The organism is Flavobacterium sp. 90, assembly GCF_004339525.1.
In the GTDB taxonomy this organism is placed as follows: Bacteria; Bacteroidota; Bacteroidia; order Flavobacteriales; family Flavobacteriaceae; genus Flavobacterium.
Genome location: NZ_SMGE01000001.1, coordinates 924,913 through 950,459, shown reverse-complemented (window position 1 = coordinate 950,459; position 25,547 = coordinate 924,913). Strand labels below are relative to the sequence as shown.

Sequence of the window (25,547 nt, the reverse complement as noted above, 5' to 3'; positions counted from 1 at the left end):
ATATTGAGATTTTTAAGAAGTGTTTGTATTTAATGATGTATTTATAAAAATAGGTTTTTAAATTTGTAGGAGAATATTGGATTTGTAAAATATAGAAATGGAAGAATTATTTAATAAAAAGAGTAAAAATCGAGTTCTAAAAGCTGTAAATAGCGAGATGTCTTATCAAAAATTAACCGCTCCCGAATTGCATCAGTTTGTACAAAATTGGAATTATGATGACGGAATTGAACCTTTTGAATGGATAATCAAACAAAAACATCTTGATAAAGGAACCGCTCTTTGTTTGTATTGGATGTTGCAACCGGATTATTTTTGCAGGTTTGAAACCGAAGACGAAATAAAAGAAGATATAAATTTTGAAACGTATCAAATCGTTAAGGAAATTGAGCAAAGATATGTTTCCGGTTTTTATGCTGATGAGAATTTTTCTTTTGATCCGAGAGAAGAGTTTCTTAACGAATATTCTAATGCAAAATGTATTCCTGCAGAAATGTTGGTGAAATCACCTGGAATTGCTTTTGACCGACAAGACATTGAATTTGCTTTTTTAAGAAAGCCCAACGAAAAGGAATTAAAAACTATCAACACTAAAATTGCTGATGCTATAAAAACTATTCAGATTTCAAATCCTGATTTTGTTTACGATCAAACAGAGAATACAATAAAAGCGATAATCGAAAGTGTTGAATATTGGAAAGAAAAGGAATTAGGGAAAATTAAAATCAACAATCTTTCTTATTTATGGATGGATGCTGTTCAAAAAACACACAATTGGGATTGGACTATTTGGGATTGGGAAACTGGAAATAACATCGGAATTACAAATACTACAAAAGAGCTAACTTGTTTATCTGATACTATTATAAAACATACAATTGATGGATTTCAGGAATCTTCAATAATGATTGATTTGTATCATGATTTGGCTGGAGCAAATAACTTTTATGATTTAAAAAGAGATCCTTACAGCGGAATTGGGTTGCTTTTTAGTACAGATCATTTAAAATTTAGAGAATAAAAAAACTATTTTGACAAAAGAGCTTTGAGAGAAGCTCTTTTTTTATGATCAGAAATTTACTTCAGATTTAATTACTTAACTTAGTAAAACCATAATTTAAGAATCAAAAAAACAGAGATCATGAGTTTAACGACTACATCAAATAGTAATAAAATCGCCTTTTTTTCGACGCAGCCTTATGATAAAGCTTTCTTTAATAAATACAATACAGACTTTGGTTTTGAGTTGGATTTTTTTGAAACCCAATTAAATCCTCAGACTGTTATTTTGATTGAAAACGCTTCAATTGTATGTGTTTTTGTAAATGATATCGTAAATGAATCCGTTATAAGACAGTTAGCAGAAAAGGGAGTGAAAATTATTGCTTTACGTTGTGCAGGTTTCAATAATGTCGATTTAGAGGCTGCAAAAAAATATAATTTAAAAGTTTGCCGAGTTCCTGCATATTCGCCGCAAGCAGTTGCAGAGCATGCAATTGCCATGATTTTGACTTTAAATAGAAAAACACATAAAGCTTATAATAGAGTTCGTGAACAAAATTTTTCTTTAAACGGATTATTAGGTTTTGATTTATTCGGAAAAACAATTGGAATCATCGGAACGGGAAATATTGGAAAAGCTTTTGCAAAAATCGCTTTAGGTTTTGGATGTAAAGTTCTGGCGTATGATATTGTTACAAATGCCGAAATGGAAAAAGACGGAGTACAATTCGTTTCTCTCGAAGAAATCTTCAAATCGAGTGATATCATTTCGCTTCATTGTCCGCTAAATGAGCAAACCAAACATATTATTAATAACAAGTCTATCGATGAGATGAAAGACAGCGTAATGATTATCAATACAAGTCGAGGCGGATTAATAGAAACAGCTTCGGTTATTGAAGGTCTTAAAGAAGGGAAAATTGGATACTTGGGAATCGATGTTTACGAACAAGAAGAGAAATTATTTTTCAGAGATCTTTCGGCAGATATTATTCAGGACGATGCGATTCAGCGTTTAATGAGTTTTCCAAATGTTTTGGTAACGGCGCATCAGGCCTTTTTTACTAATGAAGCTTTAACGCAGATTGCTTTAGTAACTTTCAATAATATAAAGTCATTATTGGCGCAAAATGATATTGAGAATAAAGCCGCTTTATTGGTTTAGAAACATAATCATAAGAATTTAAAAAAAGAGAAATTATGAAAAGAAAAATTTTAATGGCATTTGTGATTTTAGGAATGATATCATGTCAAAATAAAGAAAAAACAGAAAAAGAAAATGTTGTTGAAGCAGTTGCAAATGATACATTGACAAAGACTGCAACGGGTAGTGCAGATATAAGCGACGCTCCTGCAAAAGATGATAAAGCTGTACAATTAATTAGAAAACAGCTCCTGGTTTTACTAAAAGCGGATTTACCGGCATTGACCAAAGACGATCGATTTTTTTATTACAGTGCTTTCGATTTAAACAATGACAAAAAAGACGAGTATTTTGTAGGTTTCTCGAATGCTTATTTTTGCGGAAGCGGTGGTTGTTCAGGATATATCTTAAATAATGACGGAAGTTTAATCAATAAATTTACCGTAACTGATTTTCCTATTTATGTAACCACTTCAGTATCTGAAAAATTCTATGATCTAATAGTCGTAAGTGGAGGGAAATTTCACCTTTTAAAACTTAAAAACGGAAAATATCCGTCAAATCCATCGGTTCAGGAAGTTGTCAAAGAAGACGCTTCAAGAGAAAGTGCAAAGGTTTTGGATATTGATGGAAAGAAGTTAGAGAAGTATTCCTTTTAAAATATGAATCTCTCGGTTTTTGATCCGTTTTATTAATTTGTCTTAGAGAGATTTTTTATTAATCTATAAACTGACATAAGTAAACCAGCGCCAAAAAATAATACTCCACTATAGCCAATAATCATTTGTGTTAATTTGGTTCCTTTTTTAAATGTTTCGGGATGTAGAATTATGAATAAACAATTTAGGACAAATATTAAACAGCCAAAAAACATGGTAATATTCGTTTTAAACGTATTCTGATTTGTGTCAATTTTCCTTTCTTTTATGAGATAATAGATATAGCCTAATCCACCAAAGAAAAGAATACCATTGATATATTTAATTCTGTTTTTGAGTACAACATCCTCAGAAAACTCTAATTCTGGATTTATAAATGAATCGATTAGTAAATATGAACCAAGTACTGTGAATACAATAAATATGGTATAAAGTAAGTAATTTTTAATTTTTGACATAGGCATTTCTATGTGGTTAAATTTAAATAAAAAATCCGACAGGTTTAAAAACCTGTCGGATTATATAAAAAAAATCATTCCATAGGAATGTTTGCTCGGTAGAATAAAATTAGAATTACGATTGTACGTTCCGTAGGAACGTTTGATCAATGATGAAAATGTTTCATTTCCGTAAAAAACAGGTGTCCTTACGGGACACAATGCAAAACAATATTTTATTTTCTACCGATGATATATTCCGATGGAATATCTTTGACAAGTTATTTTGTGTCTCGTTCTCTTCTTTTCTCTGAAATATAAATTTCGGTTTCTGAAATTATTCGATCAACAGTTTTGCTTGAATATTTAACTAGATTATTTAGTGAGTCAAAGAATACTTCGACAGGCATTTCTATCCAATCTTTATTGTCAATCTTTATACAATAAAAATGAATTTTACATAGCTGTTTAATTTCTTCTTCTATTGTTGAGATATCTAAATATATCTTTAAGATATTTGAAAAACCATTTTTATGTCTAATAGCTTTATAATCAAATAAAATATTTTTATTGTTTAAGGTAAATTCAAAAAAACCAAGATGATTTTCTTTTAATCCCTCAAATTTAGTGCTTAATAATTTAAATATTTTTTCTTTTCTCTGTATAGGAACCTTTTTTGTAATAACTTTTTCAAAGTAAATTTGATAACAGATAAATGATATTAAAATTGTAATAATAAGTAATGTACTCAATCCTTTTAATGTTTTGTTGTTATCTTTTTAAAATAAGAAAGGAATTCTATTATGAATTCCTTTCTTTAAATATATTATGAATTCCAATTTTGGAATTTGGTATTTAAAATTTTGATTTTTTTTAAAACTACTCTACCAATTCCACAAATTTAAACTCGCCTTCAACGGCAACTTTAGTTAAACCGTGTTTAGATAAATTTTTCATAGATGCATCCCATTTTTTACCGCTTAAATTCGCAGTAATTTTTAATTGCTGAAGATCCATTTTATTTTCATTTCCTTTCAATAAATCCAGGATAAATTTCTCTTCGTCAGACAATTCAATTTGAGCTTGTTTTTTCTCCGGACGCATTTGTGGGAACAATAAAACTTCCTGAATTGAAGCATTATTTGTTAAGTACATAATCAAACGGTCCATACCAATTCCCATTCCAGAAGTTGGAGGCATTCCGTATTCAAGCGCTCTTAAGAAATCTTCATCGATGATTCCGTTAGCTTCATCATCACCTTTTTCAGAAAGACGCATTTGATCTTCAAAACGCTCACGTTGATCAATTGGATCGTTCAATTCAGAATAAGCATTTGCAATTTCTTTACCACAAACCATTAATTCAAAACGCTCTGTAAGATCCGGATTGTCGCGGTGTTCTTTACAAAGAGGAGACATTTCTTTTGGATAATCAGTAATGAAAGTTGGCTGAATATAGTTTCCTTCGCATTTAGCGCCAAAAATCTCATCAATTAATTTTCCTTTCCCCATTGTTTTATCAACGTCGATTCCCATTCCTCTTGCAGCTTCAAACAATTCTTCTTCAGTTTTACCTGAAATATCAAAACCAGTAAAATGTTTGATAGAATCCGTCATTGTAACGCGAGCATAAGGCGCTTTAAAGTTAATTTGGTGTTCACCAAAAGTAACTTCGCTAGTTCCGTTTACAGCAATTGCACAATGCTCAAGCAAACCTTCAGCAAATTCCATCATCCAGTTGTAGTCTTTGTAGGCTACATATATTTCCATTGCAGTAAATTCAGGATTATGCGTTCTGTCCATACCTTCATTTCTAAAGTTTTTCGAAAACTCATAAACACCTTCAAAACCACCAACAATTAATCTTTTCAAATACAATTCGTTTGCAATACGCATGTAAAGCGGAATATCAAGCGAATTATGGTGCGTGATAAAAGGTCTTGCCGAAGCTCCACCAGCAATTGATTGTAAAACCGGAGTTTCAACCTCAAGATAACCTGCATCGTTAAAATAGTTACGCATAGCGGTAAACAATTTTGTACGCTTAATGAAGTTTTCTTTAACATGTGGATTCACCGTTAAATCAACATAACGCATTCTGTAACGCAATTCAGCATCTGTAAAAGCGTCGTGAACGTTTCCGTCTGTATCAACTCTTGGTAAAGGAAGCGGACGAAGTGTTTTACTCAAGAAAGTAAAACCGCTCACACGAATACATTTTGCACCAACTTGTGTTGTAAACAATTCTCCTTCAATACCAACAAAGTCACCTAAATCAGTTAATTTTTTAAAAACCGTGTTGTACAAAGTTTTATCATCACCTTCACACAAAACATCGCGATTCACGTACAATTGTATACGCCCTTCGCTATCCTGCAATTCAGCAAAACAAGCTTTTCCCTGATCTCTGATACTCATCAAACGTCCGGCAACGATCACCTTCTTACCTTCTTCAAAAGATTCCTTAATCTGCTTCGAAGTATGATTTACAGGAAAAAGATTAGCTGGGTAAGGATTGATTCCTAAGTTGCGTAAGTTTTGAAGTTTCTCTCTTCTAATGATTTCTTGTTCTGATAATGCCATTTTGTGCTCTTTTTTAAGTGTGCAAAGATAAAGAAAAGAATGTAGATTTCAGAATGCAGTTTTTAGATTTTTTGAAGCACAAATTTTTGGTTTTCAAAGTCCTTTTGTCCCGCTATTCACTTGTATCTTTTTTGCCGAAAAAGCAAAAAAGGATACCGCTTCTATCGGGGCTATTTTAGAAGTTTTAGTTTTTATAAGAGCTTTTAGTTGGTGGGTTTAGATCGTTTTGTAAAGCATTGTCAGGCTGAGCGAAGTCGAAGCCACACGAGTAGCTCGACAAAGATTGACGATTTTTATTGCAAAATTTCAGGAGTGGCTTCGACTTCGCTCAGCCTGACAATAATGCGTTAAAAATGCATGAAACTAAACAAAAACCTCAGTATCTTAGCTTCTCAGAACCTTTTCAAAAGAACCTTCTAGAAAAAATGAAATCCATATCAGCCTTAATAATTCTTCTTATCCTTTCAAGTTGCCAAATTACCGAAACCATTCAAATCAATCCAGACGGAACCGGAACCATTGAAGTTGTCCAACTACGAAATGAAAACAGTTATATGCAATTGGCGGGAGATCAATACGCACATGAAGATGTTTTTAAAGATACAACCTATGTTTTTGAGGATTATATTAAAAGGTACAACGAGACATTTGTGAAATATACGCCAATAGAACAGCAATTATTTCAAAAATATTCGAATGTAAAAGTGCATACAAAAAACAGTTCTTTCGAAAAAGAATTCAGAACCGTAATGTCGTTTAACTTTAATAAAGTTTCAGAAATTCCGGATTTGTATAAAACCGAAGATTATGCAAATGATATCAAACACAATTATGCACTGACCGCCGAAAATCATTATTATAAAGTAGAATATCATTTTGACGGAACCGTTTTTAAGCGATCGGTTTCTGTTACAAATCAAGAGGAACTTCAAAAAACAAAAAATCAATTTGCAACGGCAGATCCTAAATATACTTCTTTAAAATTGACGCAATCTTACACTTTAAAATATCATTTTCCAAAGAAAATAAAATCCGTTTCAAACGAAAAAGCAATTATTAGTTCGGATAAAAAAGCATTAACCTTAGAATTTAAACTTTCGGATTGTTTGCAAAATCCGGAAATGACAAATTTAGAAGTGGTTTTAGAATAATTTTTTGGCCACAGATTCAACGGATTTAAACGGATTTAAAGCGGATTTTTTATTTTTCTTTGAAGCGACGATCTTTGTCAAAGTTTTAAACTTTGACAAAGATTATCATGAAACAACCCGCGTTCAATCCGTTTAAATCCGTTGAATCCGTGGGCAATTTTCACATAAACAATTAAACAAATCAACGATTAAATAAATAAAAATAGTCTTCGTATCTTTGATAAAAATTAACCCATATGAAATTATATAAACTTCTTAGTTTTTCTTTTTTATTAGCAACATTAACAAGTTGCACGTTTACTGAAAACATGTACATCAATGACAATGGAACCGGTAAATTCTCTGTTGATATGGATGGTTCTTCGTTAATGGCAATGGCCGGAGATCAAGTAGGAAGTCAAATGGGAGCAGACGCTAAGAAAAATATTGATACGACTTTTACCTTCAAACAAATATTTGAAGAGAAAAAAGACAGTATTGCAAAACTATCTCCGGAGACTCAAAAGGAACTTAAAAAACTGGAAAATTTTGTAGTAAATACTAAAATGAATGCAGAGCAAAAAGAGTTTCTAATGACGCTTTCTACAGATTTTAAAAACGTAAACGAATTACAGGATATATTGCAAACGACATCTGCGCTTCAAAAATTAGAAGGAACGGGCGCAAATCCTACAGCAGCATTTGGAGCAGGTTTCGGAGATAATAAAAGTAAATTAAGCTATACATACGACGGAAAGAAATTTACGCGTAAGGCAATAATAGACAAACAAGCAGTTCAAAAAGTAAAAGATTCCGCGGCAGATATGTCTAAGATGATCTTTGCTTCGTCAAACTATATTATAAAGTACCATTTTCCTAAGCGAATCAAGAAAGTTTCAAACCCAAATGCTTTGTTTAGCGAAGATCGAAAATCAATTACAATTCAATACCCTTTCACGGATTATATGGAGAATCCTGACAAACTTAACTTTGAAGTTGAGTTTGAAAAATAATTAAAATGAACAAAAAAATTCAACTTCAGGATTTAGGAAGTAAAGATTATAAATCGACCTGGGAATATCAGGAAGAACTTTTTAAGGATATAGTCGACTTAAAAATCAAAAACAGAAGAGAAGAACTTGATTTACCAACGCCAAATTATTTACTGTTTGTAGAACATCCGCATGTTTATACTTTGGGGAAAAGCGGTGATTTAGAGAACTTATTATTAAACGAAAAGCAGCTTGAAGCAAAAGGTGCAACTTTCTATAAGATCAATCGTGGCGGAGATATTACGTATCACGGACCCGGACAAATTGTAGGTTATCCGATTTTAGATTTAGAAAATTTCTTTACCGATATTCATAAGTATTTACGTTTTCTTGAAGAAGCTATTATTTTGACTTTAGAAGAATACGGTTTAAAATGCGGACGTAGTGATGGCGAAACTGGCGTTTGGCTGGATGTTGGAACTCCGTTTGCGCGTAAAATTTGTGCTCTTGGTGTTCGTGCTTCACGTTGGGTAACTATGCACGGATTTGCGCTGAATGTAAACGTAGATTTAGGTTATTTTGACAATATTATTCCGTGTGGAATTCGCGGAAAAGGCGTTACATCTTTGCAAGTAGAACTTGGTGTGGAAAAAGTCGATGAAGACGAAGTAAAGGCTAAAATCGTAAAGCACTTAACGAATTTGTTTGAAGCTGAGTTTGTTTCTTAAAGCTTCTAAAATATAAATAGTATGAAAAATGCTGAAGAAAATAACAATCATAGAATTGCTGTTCCTTCAGCATTTGAATCTGTTTTTTCTCATTTTTATTTTGCCGAAAACAAAACGGTATTTCCTGTAACGAAAACTTTATTACCCAGTTTTCAGACGATTTTGGTTTTCAACTTCGGAACAAAATCATCTTTAAAATCAGAGAAAAACACGATCCTCGAAGTCGAAAAATGCATTGTTTTAGGACCAATAAAACAATCATTTGATTATACTTTAGAACCCAATTCAGAGATATTAGTTGCCAATTTTAAAGAAGATGCTTTTTATAGATTCTTCGGAAATGCATTATTAACGCATTCTTTACCCATTCACCCCGATGCTTTGCTGGCTGAAAATTGTTTTTCGGTTTTATGGGAAGAACTTAATCTTTTATCAGATACAAAAGAGCGTGTCGATTATATTTTAGAATTTTGTAAACCTTACCTAAAAGAGCAAAATGCTTTAACAACACTTTTGGCTGATTTTAAGGATGAGAATTTAAATCCGATAAAAGCAATTGCTTCAAAAACCAATCAATCAGAACGGAATATCCAATTGAATCAAAAGAAGTTTTTTGGATATACAATTAAAGAAATCAGTCGTTACGAAAGATTTTTGAAAGCTGTAGAAGTTATTCAGAAAGATATTCTGAATGATTCTAAAACAGATTGGCTTTCGGTCGTAGAACAATGTGGTTATTATGATCAAAGTCAATTGATACACGACTTTAAATATTACATGAATATTTCTCCAACCAAATTCCTCAAATTCCAAAACGATATTTGCAGTTCTAAAGGAGAATAGATTGTTTGAATTTTGTAACTTTGTGAAATGGAAAAATTAGAAAGTATTGAGGATTTTTATCTTAATAAAGCACTTTTTATGCCCGATAATCTCAAAAAAGAAATCGGACATTTTAATGTTTTTGTATTGGATGAATTTATGGGTTGCAGTGCAAAACCTATTCCGTACAGCCGAAAAGATTATTTTAAGATAAGTTTGATCATTGGGAAGAACAAAGTGCATTATGCTGATAAAGTTGTGGAGATTGAAAATCAAGCACTTTTCTTTGCTAATCCACAAATACCGTATAATTGGGAACAATTAGAAGAACAGCAAACAGGCTTTTTTTGTGTATTTACCGAAGCTTTTTTTCATCAGTTTGGGAATTTAAAGGAATATCCGGTTTTTAAACCCAACGGATCGCCTGTTTTTGCTATTGATGACGAACAGGTTAAAAGAATCAAAAGCATTTTTGAGCAAATGATTACCGAAATAAATTCTGATTATACCTATAAATATGATGTATTGCGGAATTTAGTTTTTGATTTGATTCATAGCGCCATGAAAATGCAGCCGGCTAATATTTCTGTTACTCAGCATTCTAATGCTTCAAGCAGAATATCTTCTTTGTTCTTGGAATTACTGGAAAGACAGTTTCCTATTGAAAATTCAAGACAGCGTTTTGGATTACGTTCGGCAGCAGATTTTGCAGATCAATTGACGATTCATGTCAATCATTTGAATAGAGCTTTGAAGGAAACGACGCAAAAAACAACTTCGGAAATTATTGCAGAACGTATTCTGCAAGAAGCAAAAATCCTTTTAAAACACACCGATTGGAATATCTCAGAAATCGCATATAGTCTGGGATTTGAAGAACCAACACATTTCAATAACTTCTTCAAGAAAAATATTCAAATTACGCCACGACAATTTAGAACTGTTTGATTTTTGTAATTTATGGTTTGAATCTCGTTAGCCCTAAGGTCAACTAGCGACTTACTTTTGTATTCTAATTAAAACACTATTAAAATGGATACAAATAAAGTATGGTTCGTTACAGGAGCTTCAAAAGGTTTGGGATTAACGTTGGTTAAAAAATTATTGGCAAACGGATATAAAGTTGCCGCAACTTCTAGAGATGTAAACGCTTTAATTACTGAAATTGGCGCAACATCAGATCATTTTTTGCCTATTGCAATGGATATTTTGACTGAAAGCAGTGTTCAGGAAGCAGTTCAAAATACAATCAATCATTTTAAAACGATTGATGTGGTGGTAAATAACGCCGGTTATGGACAAATTGGAACTTTGGAAGAACTTTCAGATGAAGAATCAAGACGTAATTTTGATGTAAATGTATTTGGTTTATTGAATGTGATTCGAAATACAATGCCACATTTCAGAGCTAATAAATCAGGGCATTTCTTTAATATTTCATCAATTGGTGGATATCACGGAGGTTTTCCGGGTTGGGGAATTTATTGTTCGACAAAGTTTGCAGTTTCTGGTTTGACTGAAGGTTTGCAGGCAGAAGCGAAAGCTTTTGGTGTAAATGTGACTTTGGTTTATCCGGGATATTTTAGAACCAGTTTTTTATCAGAAGGTTCTATGGGATTGCCTAAAAATCCAATCGCGGATTATGAAGAAGCTCGTCAATCAGTTTTAGCACATCAAAATGAAATTAACGGAAATCAACCCGGAGATCCTGAAAAAGCGGTTGATGCTTTGATTCAAATAAGTAATGAGAAAAATCCTCCGCTTCATTTATTCTTAGGACAAGATGCCTACGACATGGCAAATAGTAAAATAGAAATTGTAAAGACAGATCTGGCAACCTGGAAAGATTTGACAACTTCTACTTCTTATTAATCGCAGAAAATAAATTAATTTTTAAAAGGAATCCCGTTATACTAATAACGGGATTTTTTTTGAAAGAACGGATTTCGTTTTCTTACAATTCTTCTCGAAACTTGCATTCTACATTTGTCATGTTCAATCTTTAAAAATAGAAAACATGAAAAATTTAATTATTTATGCGCATCCAAATTCAGCAAGTTTAAACCATTTCTTCAAACAAACTGTTGTAGAAAGTTTAGAAAAAAAAGGAGAAGAAGTTATCGTTCGGGATTTGAATGAAATTAATTTTAATCCGGTTTTATCTCTGGAAGATATGCACGGCCAAAGAATTGGCAAAGTCGCAGACGATGTAAAAACAGAACAGGATTTTATAACTTGGGCAGATCAGCTTATTTTTATTTATCCGATTTGGTGGACGGGAATGCCGGCGATTATGAAAGGTTTTATTGATCGTGTTTTTAGTTACGGATTTGCTTATCGATACGATCAGGGCGTTCAAAAAGGATTGTTAACAGGAAAGAAAACAATAATAATCAATTCGCATGGAAAATCGAATGCAGAATACGAAGCAATGGGAATGGATAAAGCACTTGCATTAACATCTGATATTGGAATCTTTTCTTATTGTGGATTGGAAATTCAAAAGCATTTTTACTTTGATAAAGCAGATAGGGCTTCTGCTGAAAGTATTTTTGAGTGGGAAAATGAGATTAAAGCAACTTTCAAAAATACGGATGAAGTTTCTGTTTTAGGATAGAAATTTATTTTTGAATAAAAATGTTGCAAAAAATGTAAAAATGCTGGGTTCGGAATCCTGATTTTGAATTGATGCTAAATTATGCGAGAGTTGTGATTCTTTGCGGTTTTTATGGTAAATTTGGTTTTGTACATCTAAAAAGCTTTAACTAAATTTAAAAACTTATGAGAAAAATCTACTTTGTGTGCTTTCTTTTTATGCTTAATGGTCTTTTTGCTCAAAAGAAAGATAAATTAAATCCAATTGCAGTTTACGAAAAAGTATGGCAAGAACATAATAGCGATACACGACTAAAATTGATAAAAACGATTTGGTTAGACGACAGTACTTTCGAAGATCCGTCGGCATCTATCAAAGGTGCGGTTGCGCTAAATAACGTTATAAATGAGTTTTATAAAAAATATCCGGATGCAGGATTAACTTCAGGTAAAAAAGTTGTAAAAGACAATTATGTAAGTTGGGACTGGAAGATTTTAGACTCAAAAGGAAAACTTGTAATGGGAGGCCGTGATTTTGCCAGATTAAACGGGAAAGGTCAGGTAAGTAAAATTATAGGTTTTTGGGATTCAGAAGTTACATTGTCAGACGAGGAAATTTTGAAAAATCTGGAAACTGATAATTTTAAAGTTGTCGCACAATATTTTGAAGGACTTTTTAAAACCAGAAACTTAACAGCAATTTCGGCTTTAGTAGAAGAAGGCGCAGTTTACAGTCAAGCTGAAGGATTGCCTTATGGCGGAACTTATAAAGGTTTTAATGAATGGACTAAAATGTATGCAAAATCAAGTGAATTTTTTGATTTAGAAATAGAAAAAGAACCAGTCTATTTTAGCAATGCGACTAAAAATGAAGTAATTATTTATTTCACCATAAAATGCAAAGCAAAGAAATCCGGTAAATTCCTTTCAATGCCAATTTCGGAGCATTTCGATTTAAAAAACGGAAAAATCACGGCAATCAGACCGTTTTATTTTGATACAAAGCAATTTGCTGAATTCTTAAAAAGTAAAAAATAGTATTGTATTTAAAACGATTTTAAGTAATCGAATATTAGAGAAAACATTAAAAAGAGAAAGGCTTATCAGATTTGATAAGCCTTTCTCTTTTGTTTAAAACTCAAACTCTAATTGATCTGGCAAAAGCCTGAAACTCATTCGATGGTATTTTGTAGGGCCATATTTTTTAATCGCCTCACGATGTTCTTTAGTGGGATAACCTTTGTTTTTTTTCCAGTTGTACATTGGGAATTCTTCGTGGATTTGATCCATATATTCGTCCCGATATGTTTTTGCAAGGACAGACGCAGCAGCAATACTTAAAAATTTGGCATCACCTTTTATGATGCTTTGGTTAGGAATGGATTTTAGCAGTTCTATTTCGGCTTTAGTAAATTGTTTACCAGTTGTATTCTTTAAACCCAATTTAGCATTCAGAGAACGATTTCCGTCCACAATAATATACTCAGGAACTTGATTTAATTTTAAAATGCATTCCTGCATTCCTTTCATCGAAGCATTTAGAATGTTTATTTCGTCAATTTCGGCAGGAAATAAATGTGTTACAGCAAAGCAAACCGCCTGCTCTTCAAGGATTGGTTTTAAAGAAGCTCTTGTCTTCTCAGACAATTGTTTACTGTCATTTAAAATTTCATGCTCAAAATCTGCGGGTAGAATTATTGCGGCGGCAGTTACCGGTCCAGCCAAACAGCCACGACCAGCTTCATCAGTTCCACTTTCGAAAACAAATCCAGAGAAATTTTTTGCAAGCATTTTTCAAATTTTAAAAAGCAAATATTAGATTTTTTTTCTAAAAAATAGAAATAGAAGCCAATCAAATAATAATAATTGGATGCATTTCTGCTCTTTTTAGAATAAACAGCACTTTTTTTTAAAATGTAAGTGAATTCTTTAAATAACGGATTTACTGCGTTTTATGATTTGTTTTTGTAGACTTCTGTCTATTTTTTATTTAAAAAGTAAGAAAAATTATAATATTTAACACGTGTATAGTTGTAATTGTAAGAAAATAATTTCATTTTTGTTAACTAATTAACCAAAAAATAACTTAAGATGAGATTGAAATCTACATGTTTTTTAACATTCTTAGCCTTGATTATGATGCAATTTTCTTTTGCACAGGAAAGAATGATTTCTGGAGTTGTTTCAGATAATAGTGGACCAATTCCAGGTGCGAACGTAACTGTAAAAGGCACAAAAAATAGTACCCAAACAGATTTCGATGGTAAATATGTTGTGAAGGCAAAAACGGGGGATGTCTTAGTATTCTCTTATATGGGAATGCAGAATGCTTTAGCTACAGTTGGTAGTTCATCAAGCATTAATGCTAAGTTGAAAGAGGATGGAAAGGAATTGGATGAAGTTGTTGTAGTGGCTTATGGTAAAGCTAAAAAATCTTCATACACAGGTTCTGCTACTCAAATTAAATCTGAGCAACTTGAAAACAGACCTTTAACAAATGCTCTTTCTGTTTTAGAAGGAAGTACTTCAGGAGTTCAAGTTCAAAGTTCTGCTGGTCAGCCAGGATCAGCACCAGAAATAAGAATACGTGGATTTAGCTCAGTTAATGGTTCAAACACGCCATTATATGTTGTGGATGGAGTTCCGTTTGCCGGAGATATTAGCAATATAAATTCAAATGATATTGAGAGTTTGACGGTTTTAAAAGACGCTTCTTCAACATCACTTTATGGTTCAAAAGCTGCAAATGGAGTAATTATTATCACGACAAAAGCAGGAAAATCTAATAAAGATAAATTTTCATTGAATGTAAGCACGGGAATGACTTCAAGGTCAATAAAGGATTATAAAAGAGTCGATGCATATCAATACTATCCTTTAGAATGGGAAGCTATAAGAAATAGCCGACCTATAGCCAATCAGACTCAAATTGACGCAGCAAATGCATATGCATCAACTAGAGTTCCAGTAGTATTAGTGACGAATCCGTTTAATGTTCCAAATAATAGTATTGTTGGAACTGATGGGAAATTAAATCCAAATGCACAATTGTTATATCCTGACGATTTAGATTGGGAAAAGCAATTAGAGCAAGCAGGTGTTCGTCAAAATGTTGATTTCTCCTATCAGGGTAAATCAGAGAAATCAAATTATTTTGCCTCTTTAGGGCATCTTAATGAAGAGGGATATATACGAAATACTGGTTTCGAAAGAACAACTGGTCGCTTGAATTTAAATACGAGTTTAAACAACTGGTTTAGAACCGGAATAAACATGTCTGGGACTTTAACAAATTCTAAATTAGGCACTGATGGAGTTGCTAACACAAATTCTTTCAACAATCCGTTTAGAACAACAAGATATATGGGGCCAATTTATCCTGTTTTTGATCATACAGAAAACGGTGATTATGTACTTGATGATAATGGCGAAAAAGTTTATTCAACTCTCCGAGGTTCAGGAGCGTCTAGTGGTCGTAATATAGTATATGAAACATTAAATAATACAGATGTTAAAAAGGGATTAGCGCTTTCGGGAAGAACTTTTTTTGAAATTAGTTTTCTAAAAGATTTCAAATTCACAACTAATGCTTCTATTGATAAAACTTATTCTAACAGAACTTATTCATACAATACTCTTATTGGTGATGGATCTCCTACGGGATTGATGGCTAAAGAGGATAGGATTTTTACAGGCGTCACTTATAATCAATTATTGAATTATTTGAAAAAAATAGGAAATCATTCTGTTACTGCATTGTTAGGTCATGAAAGTTTTGATTACGAAAGAAATTGGACTACAGGCGTAAAGACTGGTCAGGTTGCGCCGGATAATATAGAATTCATCAATTACGCTACAGTTACTACTTTAGAATCTATTACTAGAAATTATTCAACTGAGTCTTATTTCTCAAGAGTTGGATATGATTATATGGATAAATATATTTTTTCGGCATCGTTACGCAGAGATTCGTCTTCAAAATTTGCGAAAGATAACCAGTGGGGTAATTTTTGGTCTTTTAGTGGGGCTTGGGTCGTTTCTAAAGAAAACTTTCTTAGTGATGTTTCATGGGTAAATGATTTGAAACTTAGAGCATCAATGGGGCAAGTTGGTAATGATTCGCATATAGCTTCAGATAGAGACGAGGATGGTACGATAACGAATGGTTTAAATTATTATATAGGTCAATCTACTTATAAATTAGGTTATGATAACGCCAGTGAAGGTGGAGTGATTATATATGGGGCAGCAGCACCCGATTTGAAATGGGAGGTCAATACTCAAAAGGATATTGCGGTAGAGTTTGGTTTGTTTAAGAACAGGCTTAAGGGAAGTATTGAATATTATAATAGAAATACTGATGGGCTTATTTTTGATGTTCCCAATTCGTTATCCTCGGGTTTAGATTACAGAGTTGAAAATATTGGATCGATGGTAAATAAAGGTTTTGAGATTTCATTGGACGGTGTAATTCTTAAAACCAATGATTTTTCATGGAGTTTAAATGTGAATACATCAACAATCGACAACAAAATTACCAAGTTGCCACAGAAAGAAATTATAGATGGCACTAAAAAATTAACAGTAGGTCATTCCATTTATGAATATTGGTTAAGAGATTGGTATGGTGTAGATTCCAGAGATGGATATGCACTTTATGTCTCCGATCCAAATTTAATTGTTGCTGGTGATATTACGCAAAGGGTTGTAAATGGTGTGAATGTGACAACAGATCAAAATAAAGCATTATATCATTATGCTGGCTCTGCAATACCAGATTTATTTGGAACTTTTGGCACTACATTTAAATACAAAGGGCTTCAGTTAGATGTTATGTTCTCTTACCAGATAGGTGGTAAAACATATGACTCAAATTATGCTTCTTTAATGCATACAGGTAATAATTATGGATCTGCTTTAAGTACAGACATTCTTGACAGATGGCAAAAACCTGGAGATATAACAGATGTTCCTCGTTTAGATGTGACTAGAAATACTCAGTCTTCTTCTGCCTCAGACAGATGGTTAATGAAATCAGATTATTTATCACTCAGACAAATTAACCTGTCTTATAAATTGCCTTCCGATTTAATTTCCAAATTAGCAATTGATAATGCAACGCTATATATGAATGGCGAAAATTTATTGCTGTTCACTAAGCGTCAGGGAATGGATCCAACTCAAACTTTTAACGGAACGACTCAAAACAGATATATTCCATCCAGAGTAATTACGTTAGGTTTTAATTTAAATTTTTAACAATATGAAATCAAATTATATAAAACAAGTTTTGCTTATAGTTACAATTGTAGTTCTGGGAGCTTGTTCAGAGGATTTTTCAGAAAAAAAACCTACTGAGTTTGTAGATTACGATGGAGCAACTAAAACGACTGAAAATCTTATGATTACCTTAAACGGTATTCACAGATCTCTATACATTACTTATGAAGATCAAAGTCAGGCTGGTCTTGGAGGTTTAATGCAGCAAACAGATATTGCTGGTGATGATGTGGTTTTTCCAATTACAAATGGGTGGTTTTTACAGGTGTATAATTGGAGTGCATTAAGTAATGAAAATTCGGCAGATATTCGTTTTCCGTATAGAACATATTATAGAATAATAAGAAATGCCAATACTATTATTAATGCAACAGATACTGCTATTGGATCTGTGAAGGATAAAAATATTGTAAAAGGGCAAGCATTATTGTACCGTGCGTTTTGTCATTTTCAATTAGTGCAATTGTATGGTAAAAGATACGTTAATGGAGAAGCTAATTCTCAATTAGGGATTCCGATTATTTTAACAGTTGGAAACGGTAATTTTCCACGTTCCACCGTTGAAGAAGTATATGCTCAGATTAATAAAGATTTAGACGAAGCTAATATTTTGCTAGCAGGATATTCAAAACCAAATAATTCTCATTTAAATCTAAAAGTAGCGCAAGGATTAAAAGGACGTGTAGCTTTAACTCAGGGAAATTGGGCTATTGCGGCTGATTATGCGAATAAAGCAAGATCAGGAATGAGCTTAATGTCTGTTGCAGATTACGGAGCCGGATTTAATAATTATAATAATAAAGAATGGATGTGGGGAAGTCATATTAACGAAGTGCAAACGCAATATTTTGGGAATTTTGGAGCTTATATGTCCAGAAACTTTAGCTCAACTGTAATACGTTCTTGTCCTAAAGCAATTAACAGTAAATTGTATAATTTGATTCCGCCCACAGATGTACGCTCTACTATTTTTAGTAAAGATGGAAGTCATCCAAATCTTGAGCTTACGAGTGTTTTCGTTAAATTTCCGTATACAAGTCAAAAATTTCTTGCGATTGGTACTGGAGACAGTAGATGTGATGTGCCTTATATGCGTGCAGCCGAAATGTATTTGATAGAAGCCGAAGCAAAGGCAAGATTAGGACAAGCTGATGCTGCAACAATTCTTTATGATTTTGAGAAAGCAAGAAATCCGGAATATGTTTTATCTACTAACACAGGACAAGCTTTAGTTGATGAAATTTTATTGCAAAGAAGGATAGAATTATGGGGAGAAGGATTTAGATTTTTTGACTTAAAAAGAACAAATTCTGCTTTAGACAGAACAGGTGCAAATCATGATTCAGGAATTACTAATGGAGTTATGATTGTTCCCTCGGGAGATAAAAGATGGCAATGGTTGATTCCTAAAGTAGAAATCGATGCAAATCCGCTAGTGAAACAAAACGAACTATAATTTTTCATTTATGTTATAAACTGCCCAAAATATTGGGCAGTTTTTTTATATTCTAATTTGAAATTTTCACAATACTAAAAGTATTTTTTTATACGTTTTTATCTTTTACCTTTGCTTGATAAATTTTGTCGAAATAATTACATATAAAGCCATCAAATGAGAATATTCATTTTTCTATATCTATTAGTTGTACCAACATTATTGTTTTCTCAAGAAAAAACCGTTCCTAAAAATGGTTTAGACATGAACACAAAATATTCAAGTATAACAGATACTGTAAAGAAGAAAAAATCATTAGTTGCAACTATTGATCAATACAAAATTATCACACTGGAACATGATACGACTTACGTAGACACATCATTAACATTAAAAAGTGCCTATAGACAAAATTATCTTCGAAAAGATAATTTTGGATTATTGCCTTTTTCAAATATTGGACAAACTTATAATACATTACAATATAATTTAACTAGTTTTTCTCCATATCCTGAAATTGGTTTTAAAGGCAAACATTTTAATTATATGGAAGTGAGTGATATTAAATATTACTCAGCTGCAACTCCGTTAACTGAATTATTTTTTAATACAACAATAAATAAAGGGCAAAACGTTGACTCTTTTATTACATTAAATACATCCAAAAATCTTAACTTTTCTATTGCTTACAGAGGTTTACGTTCAGAGGGAGATTATATAAACCAATTGGTAAGTGCCGGAAACTTTAGGTTTACAACGAGTTATGCAACAACAGATAGAAGATATGCTTTGAACGCTCACTTTACTTCACAGGATATTTCTAATGAAGAAAATGGCGGAATAACAACACCAACAGATTTTGAAAGTGATAATAAAGATTATAAAAACCGCCAGCGTTTACAAGTTTACCTAACAGATGCGAAGTCATTTTTAAAAGGAAGACGCTTGTTTTTTGATCATGCTTTTAGAATAAATCCAAAAGACGGAAGCAATAATTTATATATAACACATCAATTTAATTACGAATATAAATTCTTCGAATACAATCAGCCAACAGTAATTTCTACGGTAGATAATGCACCGGTTGAGCGTTTTGGAGAGTCTTATACAACTAGTAATATTAACGATCAGACTCGTTTTGAGAAGCTGTATAATAAAGTGGGAGCTACTTATGAAAATTCTCTATTAGGGAAATTCAATTTTTTTATAGACGATTACAGATCAAATTATAAGTATGACAGAATAATAGTTTTTACTGATGGAAGAACTATTCCTGATAATTTGTTTCAGCAGATTAATAATTTTGGAGGACAGTATGAATATCAGAAAAACAAATGGAATGGTCGCTTTTTATATTCAAGATCAATCACAAATGTATCACTTTCTGATTTAGATGCTAAGTTGAGGTACAATTTAAATGAAAAAATACAATTTGATTTTAGATATAGAAACGTCAATAAATTACCAAACAACAATTACAATTTATATCAAAGTAGTTACGTAAAGTACAATTGGTCGAATAGCTTTAAAAACGAAAAAATCAATACGCTTAGTGCAAATGTTTTTACACCGTGGTTAAATGCTGAAGTTGAATATTCTGTTTTAAATGATCATTTGTATTTCAAAGATGATTCATCACCAGCGGAAATCGCAGCTCAAACACAAATTATAAAACCTGCTCAATACGAAAATGCCATTAATTATTTGACTATAAAAGCTAGTAGAGAGTTCAAATTTGGACCTTTTGGTTTTGATAATACACTTTTATATCAAAAAGTAGATCAGTCTAATTTGATTTTAAATGTACCTGATTTTGTAACCAGAAATACATTTTATTATTCAGGATATTTCTTTAAGAAAGCGTTATATATGCAAACCGGAGTTGTATTTAATTATTTTACCAAATATTATGGTAACGATTATAATCCTGTGGTTGGAGAATTTTTTGTTCAGGAAAACAAAAAAATTGGAGGATATCCATTATTCGATTTATTTGTAAATGCAAGAATTCGTCAGACTCGTTTTTATTTAAAAGCAGAACATATAAATGCTATTTTTTCTAAAAGCGATTATTACTCAGCACCTAATAACCCATATCGTGATTTTGTGATCCGATTTGGTTTAGTTTGGAATTTCTTCCAATAAAATAAAGGCTCTGATTAGATTAAAAACCAAATATTAAATTAAGATAGAAATGGACTTTTCAAAAAACATTTTAGAAACAATTGGTAATACGCCATTGGTTAAACTCAACAAGATTGTTGCTGAAATTGATGCCTTGGTATTGGCAAAAGTCGAAACTTTTAATCCGGGAAATTCTGTAAAAGACAGAATGGCCGTAAAAATGATTGAAGACGCAGAGGCAGATGGCAGATTAAAACCCGGAGGAACTATTATTGAGGGAACTTCTGGTAATACAGGAATGGGATTAGCTCTTGTGGCAATCATAAAAGGATACAAGCTAATCTGTGTAATTTCAGATAAGCAGTCTAAAGAAAAAATGGATATTTTGCGTGCAGTTGGTGCAAAAGTAGTGGTTTGTCCTACTGATGTTGAGCCAACAGATCCACGTTCTTATTATTCGGTTTCTAAACGTTTAGCTTCAGAAACGCCTAATTCATGGTATGTAAATCAATATGATAATATGTCTAATTCGTTGGCGCATTATGAGCAAACAGGACCTGAAATCTGGAAACAAACAGATGGGAAAATTACTCACTTTGTAGTTGGAGTAGGAACCGGAGGAACGATTTCAGGAGTTGGAAGATATTTGAAAGAGAAAAATCCAAATATTAAAATATGGGGAATTGATACTTATGGATCTGTTTTTAAAAAATACCACGAAACTGGAATTTTTGATGAAAACGAGATTTATTCTTATATAACGGAAGGAATTGGAGAAGACATTTTACCTAAAAATGTTGACTTTTCATTAATTGACGGTTTTACAAAAGTAACTGATAAAGATGCTGCAGTTTACACCAGAAAAATTGCTCTTGAAGAAGCTATTTTTGTTGGAAATTCTGCCGGAGCTTGTATCAAAGGTCTGTTACAATTAAAGGAACATTTTAAGCCTGATGATGTTGTTGTGGTTCTTTTCCACGATTCAGGAAGTCGTTATGTTGGTAAAATGTTTAATGACGATTGGATGCGTGAGCGTGGCTTCTTAGAAGAAAACGTAACAAAAGCCGAAGATGTAATTAAAGATCATATCGATAAACAATTGATTGTTGTTCGTACAGAAGAGTTAGTTTCGCATGCCATTGAGCGTATGCGTAAGTATAAAATTTCTCAAATTCCGGTTGTAGATATCAACGGATTTGTTGGTTCTGTTGACGAAACAGATTTGTTCAGAAGTTATGTTGCAGATAAAAACGTAGCCGAAAAACCAATTAAAGAAGTAATGGGAAAACCATTTCCTATTGTAAAATTGGGAACTCCAATAGAAGAAGTTTCTAAATTATTTACCAAAGAAAATGATGCTGTTTTAGTAGATCTTGAAAATGGAAATCATCATATTATTACAAAGTATGATATCATTGGATCAATAAAATAAAAAGTAGTTTATAATAGTTTGAAATCCTGCAAGTTTTTTTACTTGCAGGATTTTTTAATAGAATGAATTCTAAAAAAAAACCTATAATTTGATGTGATAATTGAGTTATTTAATGTAATAAATTCACATTACTGATTTAAACTTTATATTTGTGCTATAACTAATTTCTTAATGAAAATAATTCCAGAAACACTTTTAAACGATTATATAAAAAACTTTCCAGCAACATTAGAAATGAAGTTTGAAGAGCTTTGTGATGCAGAAATTTCTAATGATTCTTTTAGTTTTTATACATCAGTAGCTTCAGTTTTTTCAAGTAAGATAGAGGGCGAGGAAATTGAATTAAATTCCTATGTAAAACATAAACGTTTTGGTATAGAATTTTTGCCTGATTATACAAAGAAAATAGATGATTTATACAATGCATATTCTTTTGCTCAAGAAAATCCATTGAATGAAGAAAATATTTCTGAGGTTCATAAATTACTGGCAAAAAATATCGTAACAATAGCTTATCAGGGAAAACATCGGATTCAGAATATGTTTATCACAACTGACGATGGTAAAATTGAATATGTGGCTACGGTTCCAAATTTGGTGAACGAAGAAATGAAGAAGTTTTATGAAGATCTGGAGTATTTAATGAGTAAAGAATTAAGTTTTTCTGAAGTTTTTTATTTTGCAAGTATGATTCACTTAATCTTTGTAAAAATACATCCATGGAATGACGGGAATGGTCGCTCAGCGAGATTATTAGAGAAATGGTTTTTGGCTGAAAAGCTTGGAGAAAAAGCATGGTTTGTTCAGAGTGAGAGGAATTATTATCAAAAGCACAAGTTGTATTATTCTAATTTAAGAAACTTGGGTTTAGAATATGAAGGCTTAGATTATTCAAAGGCATTACCTTTTCTTGAAATGCTGCCACAATCTTTGTTTCTATAAAATTAAAAATAAAAATGAACTTTACCGCGATAGATTTTGAAACAGCTACAGGACATCATCCATGTTCTGTTGGTATTGTGACCGTTGAAAACGGAATAATTGTAGACGAGTTTGTTACTTTGATTAAACCGCCTAATAACGAATACAATCCTTATACGATTCGGGTTCATGGTATTTATCCAAAAGACACTGTGAATGCTAAAACATTTTTACAGGTTTATCCCGAAATAGAAAAAAGATTAAAAAATAGAGTGGTAGTAGCACATAACGAAAGTTTTGATCGTAATGTTCTGGCTAAATCAATGGCATTATATGGTTTGAATTACCAAGATTTAAATATAGCTGAGAAATGGGAATGCACGGTTAAGATCTATAAAGCAAAAGGTTTAAAACCGACTAAATTAAGTGATTGTTGTAGAGAAATGAAGATTCAGTTAAGCCATCACGAAGCATTATCTGATGCCAGAGCATGTGCTAAGTTGTATATGTTGAGATAAAGACTTTATTTTGTAAGATTAATATTATTTTTTTTATTAAATTTAAGCTTTTATAAATCATCATAAAAGCCAAAAAATGAAAGAAGATTTTCTTCATTATCTCTGGAAATTCAAGAAGTTTGAAACCTTGAATTTAAGAACTACACAAAATGAATCCGTTACTATTATTAAAACTGGAGATTACTTAGAACTTTCCGGACCTGATTTCTTTAATGCCCAGATTGTGATTGGTGATCAAAAATGGGCTGGTAATATCGAGATTCATATTAAGTCTTCTGATTGGTATATACATCATCACGAAAAGGATATTGCCTATGAAAATGTAGTTTTGCACGTTGTTTGGGAACATGACGCAGAAATATTCAGAGAAAACAACATTGAAATTCCGGTTTTAGTTTTAAAAGATTATGTTTCATATGATATAATATCATCTTATAAATCACTTCTTGCTCCAAAATCCTGGATATTCTGCGAAAGGGAAATTTCGGGAATAGATGATTTTGTATTTAAAAACTGGAAAGAAAGATTGTTTTTTGAACGGTTAGAACGTAAGTCAAAATTCATCTACGATTTACTGGAAGAAACAAATCAGGATTGGGAAGCTGTTTTATTTTGTTTATTAGCAAAGAATTTTGGATTAAATACCAATGGAAATTCTTTTTTACAAATCGCACGCGCCATTCCGTTTTCGGTTATTCGAAAAGAAAGTTTTGAAGTAGAAAATCTCGAGGCATTGTTTTTAGGAACCGCGGGTTTATTAGATAAAGATGGCGAAGATGTTTATTTTACAGATTTAAAACTTAGATATTTTTACCTTTTGCATAAATATCAGTTTGAAAAGCGCCATATCGATTTTGTTCAGTTTTTTAAACATCGTCCGGATAATTTTCCTACGATCCGACTATCGCAATTGGCAAATTTGTACTCCAAACATCAAAATTTATTTTCTAAACTTATACATTTAAAATCGGTTAAAGATGTTTATTATTTGCTTGGTGTTTCTGCAAGTTTGTATTGGCATAACCACTATCAGTTTGATAAGGAAAGTCCAAAGAAAGCAAAACATCTATCGAAAGCATTCTTAGATTTAGTAATTATAAATACTATAATTCCGCTTCAGTTTGCTTATTTTACAACAATGGGTGAGACAATCTCCGAAGATTTAATTGAGTTTATGAATGAAGTTGCGCCAGAGAATAATGCAATTATAAGTAAGTTTAATTCTTTTGGAATCGTTTCTAAAAATGCTTTTGAAACACAGACATTACTGGAACTTAAGAATGAATATTGTAACAAAAAAGCTTGCTTAAAATGTGCAATAGGAATGGAGTTGTTGAAAAACAATTAGCTAATTGAGGGAATTAGATAATTAGATAATTTTGTACTTTTGCTATTCTAAACAAAAAAAATAATATCATCCTGAGTAAAATCGGAATGTCATCCTGAGCGAAGTCGAAGGATAAATCTAAAATCAACACTATGTCAGCTATTTTAAGACTAAAATTTTTTTTCGAGAAATATGGATTTCATGTTTCTTCCAGATTGGCAGACAAGCTTGGAATGCGTGTAACAAGCGTTAGATTATTCTTTATTTATATTTCGTTTGTAACAGCCGGTTTAGGTTTCGGAGTCTATTTGACATTAGCATTTTGGATTCGGCTAAAAGATTTAGTTCGTGCAAAAAGAACATCAGTTTTTGATTTATAGATAAAAAAACTCCATTAGTAAAGCTAATGGAGTTTTTT

General features: G+C 32.0%; 23 protein-coding genes. 19 read left to right on the top strand and 4 right to left on the bottom strand.

Annotation, left to right across the window (positions count from 1 at the left end; genetic code table 11):
* The first annotated feature begins 97 nt into the window (after positions 1 to 97).
* From C8C83_RS03755 to C8C83_RS03745, 3 genes are all read left to right on the top strand, one after another.
* Positions 98 to 1,021, top strand: coding sequence for a DUF4274 domain-containing protein (locus C8C83_RS03755; RefSeq protein ID WP_121326493.1), 924 nt, complete (start codon positions 98 to 100; stop codon positions 1,019 to 1,021).
* Between the two features lie 120 nt (positions 1,022 to 1,141).
* Positions 1,142 to 2,167 (top strand): 2-hydroxyacid dehydrogenase, encoded by a 1,026-nt coding sequence (locus C8C83_RS03750; protein WP_121326492.1) that lies wholly within the window; start codon positions 1,142 to 1,144, stop codon positions 2,165 to 2,167.
* A 35-nt stretch (positions 2,168 to 2,202) separates the two neighbouring features.
* Complete coding sequence (locus C8C83_RS03745; protein ID WP_121326491.1) at positions 2,203 to 2,805, top strand: hypothetical protein; 603 nt, start codon at positions 2,203 to 2,205, stop codon at positions 2,803 to 2,805.
* Between the two features lie 32 nt (positions 2,806 to 2,837).
* Here the strand turns inward: C8C83_RS03745 and C8C83_RS03740 are convergent, their stop codons facing one another.
* The 3 genes from C8C83_RS03740 to lysS all read right to left on the bottom strand — a co-directional run bounded on the left by C8C83_RS03740 (position 2,838) and on the right by lysS (position 5,825).
* Positions 2,838 to 3,263, bottom strand: a complete 426-nt coding sequence (locus C8C83_RS03740) for a hypothetical protein (RefSeq protein ID WP_132011663.1) — start codon at positions 3,261 to 3,263, stop codon at positions 2,838 to 2,840.
* A gap of 260 nt (positions 3,264 to 3,523) precedes the next feature.
* Entirely contained in the window at positions 3,524 to 3,994 is a 471-nt protein-coding gene (locus C8C83_RS03735) for a hypothetical protein (RefSeq protein WP_121326489.1), read from the bottom strand.
* 127 nt (positions 3,995 to 4,121) lie between these two features.
* A complete protein-coding gene (gene lysS / locus C8C83_RS03730) occupies positions 4,122 to 5,825 on the bottom strand; it encodes a lysine--tRNA ligase (protein WP_121326488.1) in 1,704 nt (567 codons plus the stop codon).
* Between the two features lie 425 nt (positions 5,826 to 6,250).
* Between lysS and C8C83_RS03725 the strand changes: the two genes are divergently transcribed.
* From C8C83_RS03725 to C8C83_RS03690, 8 genes are all read left to right on the top strand, one after another.
* A complete protein-coding gene (locus C8C83_RS03725) occupies positions 6,251 to 6,976 on the top strand; it encodes a hypothetical protein (RefSeq protein WP_121329940.1) in 726 nt (241 codons plus the stop codon).
* Positions 6,977 to 7,212: 236 nt separating this feature from the next.
* Positions 7,213 to 7,968 carry a hypothetical protein gene (locus C8C83_RS03720; protein WP_121326487.1) on the top strand — a complete coding sequence of 252 codons (756 nt, stop codon included), beginning with the start codon at positions 7,213 to 7,215 and terminating at the stop codon, positions 7,966 to 7,968.
* Positions 7,969 to 7,973: 5 nt separating this feature from the next.
* Complete coding sequence (lipB, locus tag C8C83_RS03715) at positions 7,974 to 8,675, top strand: lipoyl(octanoyl) transferase LipB (RefSeq protein WP_121326486.1); 702 nt, start codon at positions 7,974 to 7,976, stop codon at positions 8,673 to 8,675.
* Between the two features lie 21 nt (positions 8,676 to 8,696).
* On the top strand, positions 8,697 to 9,518 hold the full coding sequence (locus tag C8C83_RS03710; RefSeq protein WP_121326485.1) for an AraC family transcriptional regulator: 822 nt from the start codon (positions 8,697 to 8,699) through the stop codon (positions 9,516 to 9,518).
* A 27-nt stretch (positions 9,519 to 9,545) separates the two neighbouring features.
* Positions 9,546 to 10,445: an AraC family transcriptional regulator gene (locus C8C83_RS03705; protein ID WP_121326484.1), complete on the top strand. Its 900-nt coding sequence runs from the start codon at positions 9,546 to 9,548 to the stop codon at positions 10,443 to 10,445.
* Between the two features lie 84 nt (positions 10,446 to 10,529).
* Positions 10,530 to 11,369: an SDR family NAD(P)-dependent oxidoreductase gene (locus C8C83_RS03700; protein ID WP_121326483.1), complete on the top strand. Its 840-nt coding sequence runs from the start codon at positions 10,530 to 10,532 to the stop codon at positions 11,367 to 11,369.
* A gap of 145 nt (positions 11,370 to 11,514) precedes the next feature.
* Positions 11,515 to 12,114, top strand: a complete 600-nt coding sequence (locus tag C8C83_RS03695; protein ID WP_121326482.1) for an NAD(P)H-dependent oxidoreductase — start codon at positions 11,515 to 11,517, stop codon at positions 12,112 to 12,114.
* A gap of 164 nt (positions 12,115 to 12,278) precedes the next feature.
* Positions 12,279 to 13,130, top strand: coding sequence for a nuclear transport factor 2 family protein (locus C8C83_RS03690; RefSeq protein ID WP_121326481.1), 852 nt, complete (start codon positions 12,279 to 12,281; stop codon positions 13,128 to 13,130).
* Positions 13,131 to 13,223: 93 nt separating this feature from the next.
* Here C8C83_RS03690 and C8C83_RS03685 read toward each other — a convergent pair whose 3' ends face one another.
* The gene (locus C8C83_RS03685; protein WP_121326480.1) at positions 13,224 to 13,883 is read right to left on the bottom strand and encodes a ribonuclease HII; all 660 of its coding nucleotides are present in this window, start codon (positions 13,881 to 13,883) and stop codon (positions 13,224 to 13,226) included.
* 300 nt (positions 13,884 to 14,183) lie between these two features.
* Between C8C83_RS03685 and C8C83_RS03680 the strand changes: the two genes are divergently transcribed.
* The 8 genes from C8C83_RS03680 (at position 14,184) to C8C83_RS03645 (ending at position 25,509) form a co-directional block, all read left to right on the top strand.
* A complete protein-coding gene (locus tag C8C83_RS03680) occupies positions 14,184 to 17,351 on the top strand; it encodes a TonB-dependent receptor (RefSeq protein WP_121326479.1) in 3,168 nt (1,055 codons plus the stop codon).
* Between the two features lie 4 nt (positions 17,352 to 17,355).
* On the top strand, positions 17,356 to 18,828 hold the full coding sequence (locus C8C83_RS03675; RefSeq protein WP_132011662.1) for a RagB/SusD family nutrient uptake outer membrane protein: 1,473 nt from the start codon (positions 17,356 to 17,358) through the stop codon (positions 18,826 to 18,828).
* 156 nt (positions 18,829 to 18,984) lie between these two features.
* On the top strand, positions 18,985 to 20,952 hold the full coding sequence (locus C8C83_RS03670) for a putative porin (RefSeq protein ID WP_121326478.1): 1,968 nt from the start codon (positions 18,985 to 18,987) through the stop codon (positions 20,950 to 20,952).
* A 49-nt stretch (positions 20,953 to 21,001) separates the two neighbouring features.
* A complete protein-coding gene (locus C8C83_RS03665; RefSeq protein WP_099711140.1) occupies positions 21,002 to 22,363 on the top strand; it encodes a pyridoxal-phosphate dependent enzyme in 1,362 nt (453 codons plus the stop codon).
* A 171-nt stretch (positions 22,364 to 22,534) separates the two neighbouring features.
* Positions 22,535 to 23,305 (top strand): Fic family protein, encoded by a 771-nt coding sequence (locus tag C8C83_RS03660; protein WP_121326477.1) that lies wholly within the window; start codon positions 22,535 to 22,537, stop codon positions 23,303 to 23,305.
* A gap of 14 nt (positions 23,306 to 23,319) precedes the next feature.
* Positions 23,320 to 23,802 carry a 3'-5' exonuclease gene (locus C8C83_RS03655; protein ID WP_121326476.1) on the top strand — a complete coding sequence of 161 codons (483 nt, stop codon included), beginning with the start codon at positions 23,320 to 23,322 and terminating at the stop codon, positions 23,800 to 23,802.
* 76 nt (positions 23,803 to 23,878) lie between these two features.
* On the top strand, positions 23,879 to 25,150 hold the full coding sequence (locus tag C8C83_RS03650; RefSeq protein WP_121326475.1) for a DUF2851 family protein: 1,272 nt from the start codon (positions 23,879 to 23,881) through the stop codon (positions 25,148 to 25,150).
* A gap of 131 nt (positions 25,151 to 25,281) precedes the next feature.
* The gene (locus C8C83_RS03645; RefSeq protein WP_099711143.1) at positions 25,282 to 25,509 is read left to right on the top strand and encodes a PspC family transcriptional regulator; all 228 of its coding nucleotides are present in this window, start codon (positions 25,282 to 25,284) and stop codon (positions 25,507 to 25,509) included.
* The last annotated feature ends 38 nt before the right edge of the window (positions 25,510 to 25,547 follow it).